This is a genomic window from Mycoplasmopsis primatum ATCC 25948, from assembly GCF_000702785.1.
GTDB classification, from domain to species: Bacteria; Bacillota_I; Bacilli_A; order Mycoplasmatales; family Metamycoplasmataceae; genus Mycoplasmopsis; species Mycoplasmopsis primatum.
Map to the genome: position 1 here is coordinate 1 of NZ_JNJV01000030.1, position 9,788 is coordinate 9,788.

General features: G+C 27.2%; 9 protein-coding genes and 2 pseudogenes. 5 read left to right on the forward strand and 6 right to left on the reverse strand.

Annotation, left to right across the window (positions count from 1 at the left end):
• Window positions 1–192 (reverse strand): annotated as a pseudogene (locus tag T386_RS04340) (tRNA uridine-5-carboxymethylaminomethyl(34) synthesis GTPase MnmE); the annotation flags it as partial.
• Window positions 193–324: 132 nt separating this feature from the next.
• Here T386_RS04340 and T386_RS0103460 point away from each other — a divergent pair.
• Window positions 325–1,014 carry a hypothetical protein gene (locus T386_RS0103460; protein ID WP_029513747.1) on the forward strand — a complete coding sequence of 230 codons (690 nt, stop codon included), beginning with the start codon at window positions 325–327 and terminating at the stop codon, window positions 1,012–1,014.
• 33 nt (window positions 1,015–1,047) lie between these two features.
• On the opposite strand, the gene gap is transcribed toward T386_RS0103460, so the two are convergent.
• From gap to T386_RS0103480, 4 genes are all read right to left on the reverse strand, one after another.
• Window positions 1,048–2,058 carry a type I glyceraldehyde-3-phosphate dehydrogenase gene (gene gap, locus T386_RS0103465; RefSeq protein WP_029513748.1) on the reverse strand — a complete coding sequence of 337 codons (1,011 nt, stop codon included), beginning with the start codon at window positions 2,056–2,058 and terminating at the stop codon, window positions 1,048–1,050.
• A 174-nt stretch (window positions 2,059–2,232) separates the two neighbouring features.
• Window positions 2,233–3,501 carry a serine--tRNA ligase gene (serS, locus tag T386_RS0103470; protein WP_029513749.1) on the reverse strand — a complete coding sequence of 423 codons (1,269 nt, stop codon included), beginning with the start codon at window positions 3,499–3,501 and terminating at the stop codon, window positions 2,233–2,235.
• A 9-nt stretch (window positions 3,502–3,510) separates the two neighbouring features.
• Window positions 3,511–4,515 (reverse strand): glycosyltransferase family 2 protein, encoded by a 1,005-nt coding sequence (locus tag T386_RS0103475; RefSeq protein ID WP_029513750.1) that lies wholly within the window; start codon window positions 4,513–4,515, stop codon window positions 3,511–3,513.
• A complete protein-coding gene (locus T386_RS0103480) occupies window positions 4,490–5,530 on the reverse strand; it encodes a glycosyltransferase family 2 protein (protein WP_051622800.1) in 1,041 nt (346 codons plus the stop codon). The genes T386_RS0103475 and T386_RS0103480 overlap by 26 nt, the downstream gene beginning before the upstream one ends.
• A 66-nt stretch (window positions 5,531–5,596) precedes the next feature.
• Here T386_RS0103480 and galE point away from each other — a divergent pair, with 66 nt between their 5' ends.
• The 4 genes from galE (at window position 5,597) to yidC (ending at window position 9,420) form a co-directional block, all read left to right on the forward strand.
• Window positions 5,597–6,622 (forward strand): UDP-glucose 4-epimerase GalE, encoded by a 1,026-nt coding sequence (gene galE, locus T386_RS0103485; protein WP_318024040.1) that lies wholly within the window; start codon window positions 5,597–5,599, stop codon window positions 6,620–6,622.
• A 151-nt stretch (window positions 6,623–6,773) separates the two neighbouring features.
• The gene (gene rpmH, locus T386_RS0103490; RefSeq protein ID WP_029513753.1) at window positions 6,774–6,923 is read left to right on the forward strand and encodes a 50S ribosomal protein L34; all 150 of its coding nucleotides are present in this window, start codon (window positions 6,774–6,776) and stop codon (window positions 6,921–6,923) included.
• 15 nt (window positions 6,924–6,938) lie between these two features.
• Window positions 6,939–7,265, forward strand: coding sequence for a ribonuclease P protein component (gene rnpA / locus T386_RS0103495; protein ID WP_029513754.1), 327 nt, complete (start codon window positions 6,939–6,941; stop codon window positions 7,263–7,265).
• Window positions 7,266–7,278: 13 nt separating this feature from the next.
• Window positions 7,279–9,420: a membrane protein insertase YidC gene (gene yidC, locus T386_RS0103500; protein ID WP_029513755.1), complete on the forward strand. Its 2,142-nt coding sequence runs from the start codon at window positions 7,279–7,281 to the stop codon at window positions 9,418–9,420.
• Window positions 9,421–9,613: 193 nt separating this feature from the next.
• Here the strand turns inward: yidC and T386_RS04720 are convergent.
• Window positions 9,614–9,788, reverse strand: a pseudogene (locus tag T386_RS04720) (IS30 family transposase); the annotation flags it as partial.

Here is a 9,788-nt window from a genome sequence, read left to right on the forward strand (position 1 = left end):
TTCATCAATAATTTCACTTTCATTAGTTGTATCAATGATTTTTCCAAATGTAATAGTTTGATTCTTGCCAACTTTACCAGTAAAAATTTTTTTAACAATTTCAAAACTTTGGAAGCCACTAACTCTAATAATTGATATGGCTTGATTGATTTTTCCACCAGAAGAGATTGCTGCTATTGTATCATTTATCATAATAGTTTTAATTTTACAATAATTGAAACGAATATTAACTTTCTAAAAGTGTATAAAAATGAGAAAAGCAGGCTTCGTATATTATTTTTTTCCGCATTCATTTTTTTCAATTTGCAACATGTTTGTAAAAATATGAATATTAAAGATAATTTTTTAAATTTATTTGTTAAATACATATTATTTCTAATTAATATACAATCAATCACTATATTAAAAACAAACCATATTTCAAATATAAAAATTAGAATAAAAATTCTACTTAATAGATCATTTTTATTACACTCATTAGGCATTAATTACTGCAAAAATCTGTATAAAAAGTATAGAAAAAACGTTAATAAGTTCATAAACGACGTTCTTAAAGGTAGAATCAATGAAGATATAATAATTAACGATATACCAAAGCATAAACAATCATTATTTCTTAAAAAATTGAATTCTATTCATCTGTTGAATAATCATCCTGCTTTTAAAAACAATAAATATAATTTCATTGATACATTTGAATATTTCAAGATCAAACCCAAAACAGACGACCAAACAACTTATGATCGCAGTCAAATAGTTATTGTAAGCAAATCTGATGAAAATAATAAAAGATTAATTATATATGGGTTATCTAGTCAATGGTATACCACTAAAACAATTAATCAATGTGAAACTTTTTATAACCCCGACCGTTCTTATGTAAATAGCGCTTTTTTACCAATTAGTTTGAAATATAAAAATATTAGCGATGAAGATCTAAAACATGGTTATCTTAAAATAGACAAAACTTTTTTAAACAAAAGAAATCTTAATAAAGAAAATGTGTTTGCATAAAAAAACTTAGGAATGTGTTCCTAAGTTTAATTATTATTTAGATAACTTTGCAAAGTAAATTAATGTTCTAATTAATTGAGCTGTATATGACATTTCATTGTCATATCAAGCAAAAATTTTATACATTTTTTTACCGTTTGCTTCTTTAACTTTTGTTAATGTTGAGTCAAATATTGAACCATAATGTGAACCAATAACATCTGATGAAACAATTTCATCTGTTTCATATTTTAATGATTGGTTAGCAGCTTTTTCAAATGCTTTATTAATTTCTTCAACTGTTGCATCTTTCTTTAATTGAACTGATAAATCAATAAATGAGCCTGTAATTGTTGGAACTCTAAGAGCGAAACCATCAAGCACACTATCAGCTTCAGGTACAACTAAACCAATAGCCTTTGCAGCACCAGTAGATGCTGGAACAATGTTATGGCTGGCAGCTCTAGCACGGCGTAAGTTACCTTTACGGTGTGGTCCATCTTGTAACATTTGGTCGCCTGTGAATGAGTGAACTGTCGTCATAAAACCATTATCGATACCAAAATTATCAACAAGAACCTTAACAACTGGAGCTAAGCAGTTTGTTGTACATGAAGCACCTGAAATAATTTCATCTTCTGCTTTAAGAGTTTTATGGTTAACGTTATAAACAATAGTTTTTACATCTTTACCAGCGGGTGCTGAAATAATAACTTTTTTTGCTCCTGCTTCAATATGTTTGTGAGCTAAATCTTTTTTAACAAAGAAACCTGTGCATTCAAGAACAATATCAATTCCTAATTCTTTTCATGGTAGAAGAGCAGGGTCTTTTTCACAGAAAACCTTGATTTCTTTACCGTTGACCACAATTGCGTTTTCTTTAACTTCAACAGTGGCATTTAAAGGGCCAAAAGCTGTATCATATTTTAGTAAATGAGCTAACATTTTTGGATCTGTTAGGTCATTAACAGCAACAATTTCAACATCCTTAGTTTTTGTATCTAAAAGGTAACGCAAAGCTAGACGACCAATACGACCAAAACCATTAATAGCAACTTTTTTCATACATTATCTCCTTATCATAATTTATTGTATTTATATATGTTTAACAATATTATAAAGATTAGAAATACTAATAACTCTGCCCTTAGTAATTTAAAATTTATTTTGTGGTAATCTTTCCACTCGCATTAAAAATAAAATATAGCCATGCTTGACTATATTTTATTGTTTTATAGGCTAATTAGTAATTTTTTCACAGCCCATATATGGTATTAATTTTTTAGGAATAGAAATTGTACCATCAGGATTTTGATAGTTTTCAAGTAAGGCAGCTATTAGTCTATCAATTGCTAAACCCGAGCCATTCATAGTGTGCGCAAATTGTATATTGCCATTTTCATCTCTATATCTAATCATTGCCCTTCTAGCTTGGAAGTCGCCCATATATGAAACTGAACTGATTTCACGATATTTTAGTTCAGAAGGCAATCACACTTCAAGGTCAATTGTTGTTCTTGCTGAAAAACCAAGGTCACCAGTGCACAATTGCAATTCACGGTATGGCAATTCTAATTCTTCAAGCACACTTTTAGCTTGCTCAAGCATTTGATCAAATTCAACTTTCCAGTCTTTTTCAGAAGTTATTTTTACAAGTTCAACTTTTTTAAATTGATGATTTCTAATAATCCCTTTCATATCCTTGCCGCCCGAACCAGCTTCTGATCTAAAGCATTCAGTAAAACCAGTCAAACGAATAGGGTTGCTCAAGTCTATAATTTCATTATTATATAAGTTAGTTAATGGAACTTCAGCAGTAGGAATTAAATACATATTTGTATCTTTGAGATAAAATAAATCCTCTTTAAACTTAGGTAGTTGTCCAGTTCCAAATAAGATTTCAGGTTTAACCAAAACAGGAACAGCAAATTCTAAATAACCGTTTTTGGTATGCAAATCAATCATAAAGTTTTGCAAGGCTCTTGCCAGTTTTGCTGCCATTCCTTTAAAAATAACAAAACGCGAACCAGATAATTTAACAGCTCTTTCAAATTCAAATAAATCTAATGTTTTGCCAATTTCATAGTGTGGTTTGATATTAGCTACAAGACCCCTTCCTAAGTTATCATGAGTTCTTATAACTTGGTTATCGTTATCACTTTTGCCAACAGGAATGGTTTCTAGTGGTAAATTAGGTATCGTCTCAATAATTTTATTAGCTGATTTTTCATAGTTTTCCGATTGTTTTTCTAATTTTTGTACTTCTTGTTTCAAAATTAGTGCATGTTCTTTCATAGCATTCATTTGAGCCGGATCATTTTTAAATTTTCCAATTTCTTTACTAAATTTTGAAAGTTCAGCTCTTTTCTTTTGAGCATTGTGCATAGCTACACCACGCTTGCTTAATATAGTCATTAATTTATTGAATATTTTTAAATCAAAGTTTCTATTTTGTAATCCAACACGAACCTTATCTGGATTATCTATAATAAATTTAATACTTAGCATATAACCTCTTTATTTTTCTTGTGTATATATTTTAATAGCACTTTTGTAAATATATTTTGATAAACCAACCAAATTAGTTTTCTGAAATACATCAATATTATGTTCTTTTCTAAATCTTAATAAACGATTTTTAATAAAATTAATAAATTCTCTTTTCTTCGAACCTTTAAATAATTTAACAACTCAAAACAAAAGCATCATCATTTGAATCACATATGTTAATTTAGTATATCTAAAATCATTCTCTGATGGCATCAAACCATAATTAATTATGTTTTTAATAGCTATATCATAAGCGTCAAATAAACTATTAAATTTATCTTGTCAATCAATAATAGCTGACGATGATGAATTTCTCCTTATTTGGTAATACTGTAATGACTTGTTTAGGAAATAAAATTTTGGTTTTGTTAAAAACAACATATTCATAAATTTAGCATCTTCATAAAAATTACCTTCAAAATAACTATTATATTTTTCTTTTATATTTAAATAGTATTCTTTTTTAATCATTTGTCCTCATGGATATACTGTTCTATTCATGTAGAATTCCATTGGATCATTTCTATTATGCTTTTTAAATTTAGGCATTGTTGGAAGTATTATTCGGAAATTTTTTCAAATTTGAAAGCTTGTTTTAAATTTGTATGCAATAATATCATAATCATCATTTAATGTATCAGCTAACTCTTGTATAGCATTAGGTTTAATTTTGTCATCATCATCTATAAATAGAAAGTATTCGCCAGTTGCCTTTTCAATTAAAAAGTCCCTATTAAAGCCTATCCCAACATGTTCGTGATAATCTTTTAAATCAAAAACTTTGATTCGTGGGTCTTTATTGGCATATTGGTGCAAAATATCCAATGTATTATCAGTTGAGTAATCATTAAGCAAAACAATTTCTAAATTAGGATACTTGTTTTTTAATACGCTTTTAAGTGAGAAATATGATAACTTTTCTATATTATGGCAAGGAATTAGCACACTAATTTTTGGTTGCTTTTGATTCATTTTTCTCCTTATATTTATAAAATATATTTATAGCTTTTTTATAAACATACATAGTGTAATTGTTTATATTAGGTTTTTGATTTAATTTGATATTAAAATTAATAAAAAAGTTTTTTATGTTTGTTCTAACCTTAGAAATAAAAAGCCTGCGATTGTTGTTTAAGAATAGTTTTGAAAGTCAAAAGAAAATAATCATTAAATGTATTGTGAATAATTCTTTTAATTTTTCAATTTCATCATCATTTAAAAAACCAAACTTTATGATATTAGAAATCGCACTTTCATATGCTGTAAAAATTGATGATATTTTATTATCTAATAAGTTTATATCTTGTAAATTAGTAGACAGCGAATTTTGTCTTAATTGATATGTATATAACTTTTTATTTATGTATTTAAATTTAGGATTGGTTAAAAATAATGCATATATAAATCTAATATCTTCATATGAGCTACCATCAAATTTTATGCCATATTTATTTACAATTTTCTTATAAAATTCCTTTTTAATTAGTTTGGCTCATGAGAAGGTCGTTCCATTTAGATAGAATTCTTTGGCATTATTAATATCAAATGAATGAAACTTAGGAATGTCCGGACTTAAAATTCTAAAGTTTTTGAATAATTCATAATTAATTCAATAGTTGCATGCAACTATATCATAATCATTATCTAAATTATCTGCTAATATTTGGATTGTGCTATAGTGCATTTTATCGTCATCATCTATAAATAGAAAGTATTCACCAGTTGCTTTTTCAATTAAAAAGTCTCTATTAAAGCCTAACCCGACATGTTCATGATAATCTTTTAAATCAAAAACTTTGATTCGTGGATCTTTATTAGCATATTGGCGCAAAATATCCAACGTATTATCAGTTGAGTAATCATTTAACAAAAGAATTTCCATATTAGGATATTTGTTTTTTAATACACTTTTAAGCGAAAAATAAGACAGTTTTTCAATATTGTGACATGGGATTAACACACTGATTTTTGGTTGTTTTTTGGTCATTTTTACCTTCATATACATACTAATAAAAATATTATTATAATATTATACAAACAAAAATAAAGGAGTATGAAAATGCATTATTTATTAATTGGCGGAGCAGGATATATAGGCTCACACGTAGCCGAGGAATTACATAAAAAGAATGAAAAAGTTATTATTTATGATAATTTATCAACCGGTTTTAAAGAATTTGTCGATTCAAAGAGCAAGTTTTATAAAGGCGATATTTTAAATAAAGCCAGACTGAAAAAAGTTTTTGATGAAAATCAAATCGATGTTGTTATTTATTTAGCAGGTTTAATTAAAGTTGGTGAAAGTGTGCAATTTCCACTTAAATATTACAAAACAAATATTCAAGGGCTTATTAACGTGTTGGAATTAATGGATGAGCATAAAGTTAATAATTTAGTGTTTTCATCATCAGCAGCCGTTTATGGTAATGAAAGTAATAAAGGCGGCTATTTTACTGAAACTGATGATAAAAAACCGATTAGTCCTTATGGGAAAACAAAAGCATACGGTGAAGAAATTATTAAAGATTATGCACAAACAAATAAAAATTTTCATTATACATTTTTGAGATACTTTAATGTTGCTGGAGCTTCATTATCAAGAAAAATTGGTTATTTAACTAAAAATAATCTTCAACCAACTCATTTATTACCTGCAATTAGTTATTATGCTTTTGGTTTATTAAAAAATTTTAAAATTTACGGAAATGACTATAAAACAGATGATTTTACCTGTGTAAGAGATTATGTTTATGTATCTGAATTAGCATATCTACATATATTATCAGCTGAATTTATGCTTAAAAATAAACAAAACAAAATTTATAATATAGGAAGCTCAAAAGGTTTTTCAAATCTTGAAATTTTTAAAGCTTTTGAAAAAAATTTGAACAAAGATTTAAATCTTGAATATGGCCCAAGAAGATCTGGTGACCCTGATATTTTAATTGCCGATTCAGAATTAATACAAAAAGAATTAAATTATCAAATCCACACTTCGCTTGATGACATTGTTAAAAACGAAATTGAATTTAGAAAAACACATTTAAATGGTTTTAAAAACAAAAGCAAAATTAAATAAACTTACCAAAGTATTCACTTATAAAAATTAAAAAGTCATTAGAAATATACCATTTTACTAATATTCGTTTATTAGTTTTTAATTTTAAACTTTTTATATATAATACAAGACATATTTACTGACTTAAATTTTTAAACATTATGGAGGATTTATGAGTTTAAGAACCTATCAACCTAAGAAAAAACAAAGAGCAAAAGTACATGGTTTTCGTGCTAGAATGGCAACTGAAAACGGAAGAAAAGTTTTAGCTGCTAGAAGAGCTAAGGGTAGAGAAAAACTTACTGTTTCTGACGAGAAATAGTTATTTTTAATAACTATGAAAAAAATATACAGGCTTCAAAAAAGTTGAGAGTTTGATGAAATAATTAAAGAGAAAAACCAATTTATAAATAATTTTTTAATTTTATATTACAAAAAATCTAGCGACTTCAAATTAGGAATAACCATTCCCAAGAAGTTTTGCAATGCGGTTTTAAGGAATTATTACAAACGACAATTAAAAGCAATTATTCACTCTCTAAATATTTATCACATAAATTATCATTGTGTTTTGATTTTAAGAAAGGAATTTTTAAATAAAGATTTTGCTGTTAAATTTGATGCCACAAAGAAACTTTTTCAAAAATTAAAAAATAAAAAATAAAGAAGTTAATAAAATGAAAGAATATAGATCTGATAATTTCAATTACTTTTCACAAGAAGAACAAGAAAAGCAAAAGAAAAAAACTATTTGAAAAAAAATATGATTTTGAATCAAAATAGTTTTATATGTGCTTCTTTTTGGTATAGCCATGACTGGTTGCGTTCAAAGTTGTGTAGTCAAGTCATCAAACTATACAGGAAATGGTATTGAGTTTTACACTTCAAAAAATAAAACTAGTCCACATGTAACCACTTTTGATGCTAATAACTCTTTTACTCAAGAAGATAAAAAGTATTTTGAAAAAATAGGCGTTGATTTACCCACACTTGAAAAAGGTGATCAGTTATTTTATAGCGAAAACCCTGGAGCTAATTACCATTTATCATATAAAGAACATAGTGAAATAATTAATAGACTTAAAGAAGTACATAAAGATAGTTATGGTGCATATAAGAATTGAAGTTCAGCAATTCAGTTAAGAGACAATAATTTAAAACTTTTGAACAACCAACCTATTGTTTCTGGTTCAGGTAAAAATTCTAATAATTATTTATTCTCAGTTCAGTCTGTTGAACCTGAAAACAACAAAATTGTTTATAACCAAATTTATGATAATAATGAATATAAAGAATGAAATTTTGTTGATCCATCATTTGATTTTGATAATCACTTTGTATACAATCTCGATACTAAAAAAATGGAATTAAATATTACCAAGATCAATAATGGACAATTTGATTCTTCTATTAAATTAGGAGAAGGCGACAAAGCCCAAAATTTTACATTCAAAAAAGAATTGTCGTATTTAACTATTAACCCTGATAATAATTTCCTTGGGCTAGGCAAATTTAGAAGAGATATTTTTGAAACACTTGCTAAAAATACGTTCTATTCTGCTAATGCTAAATTTTACAAAAAGGTATTAGATAAAAATGCTTCAATGCTGGAATCAGCCGGTTATAGCAAAGACTACAATGGTCTTAGCAAATGATTTGTTGATATGGTTAAAAATAATAAAGCTAAGGAGATATCAATAGATACAGAAACTTATTTGGCTTTAAAACACTATAATAATGCAATTAAGCAATATGTTTCTAATTTAAAATTTTCACCATCAAGCAAGATTTCACCGATTAAAGATTCTATTGTTGATCAACTTGAAAGGCTTAAAGAGTCATATAACAAACTAAGCGATAAAAATAGTACTGATGCTGAAAAAATAAGAAAGCAAGTTCAAGAAGTTCAAGATCAATTGAGAATGTCTGTTAAATATACATCGCCTGCTCCTTATTCTGTTTTATCTTTTGAACCTTCTGAATTAGTTTCATTGCCTTTTGCTGGCGATGAATATCAAAGAGTCATATCTGATATTGGCTCGTCATGAAAACTAGGACCATTTTATGGCATATTTGTTCTTCCTATTGCATGAGTATCAGCACATTTATCATCCGCAATGTCTGGCATTGGAAGTTGAGGAACTATACTTACTATATTGATAATTACTATTATCCTTCGTGGTGCTATGTTAGCTTTAACATTTAGACAAACAATTAATCAATCGAAGCAAGAAGAACTTAAATCTAAAAAAGCAAAAATCGATGCTAAATATGCTGACTTTAAAAATAATAAGCAAATGAAGGCTAGACAACAACAAGAAGTATCTGATTTATATAAAAAGCATGGTGTTAATCCATTAGACGCTTTTGTAACATTGATAATTTCATTCCCTGTATTTATAGCTATATGGCGTGTTATTCAAGGATTACCAGAAATTAAGTCAACTGTTTGATTAGGAATTTCTTTTGCAGAAACATCGTGAAGAAGATTATTTTTTAACGGTGAGTGACAATATTTTGGCATTTTACTAGTTGTTGGAGTTGTCCAAGGATTATCACAATTTATGCCGCAAATATTAAACCGTAGGAAATTTAAAGAACGGACAAACTTAGAAGAAGCTAAAGCATTAAAAAAATCTAATAAAACACAAAGAATTATGTCGATTGTATTCTTCTTTATAACTTTCCTTTTCTCAGCCGGTGTGCAAGTGTATTGAATTATTTCAGGTTTATGAAATATTGCCCAAACAATTGGCATTCATTATTTTAAAAAATCAGATTATTACAGAAGAAAATATATTCTCAAACAAAAAGCATAAACCAACATATGTTGGTTTTTTATTGAAACTTGTAAATTCCAAAAGTAAAATACGCCTTCATTAAGTACTTAATAAATATTACTAAATTTATGATTTCTATATTCTTTTTTAGGGCGAAAAACTAAAAAAGAATATAGAAAACAAGGCCCCTAGGGGCCGGCGCCCGCCAAAGTAGCCATTTTTTTAATAAAATTTACATTAATAAAGCATTTGAAACACAATTTTTGCTATATATTTTTCTAGCATATGAATTGATATATTCCATAACTTTTGATGTGTCTTGACCAGCATATTTATCAAGTGATTTTCCTTTTGGAAAGTATCTTCTTAACAAGCGATGACAATTTTCAATGCTACCTTTTTCTGAT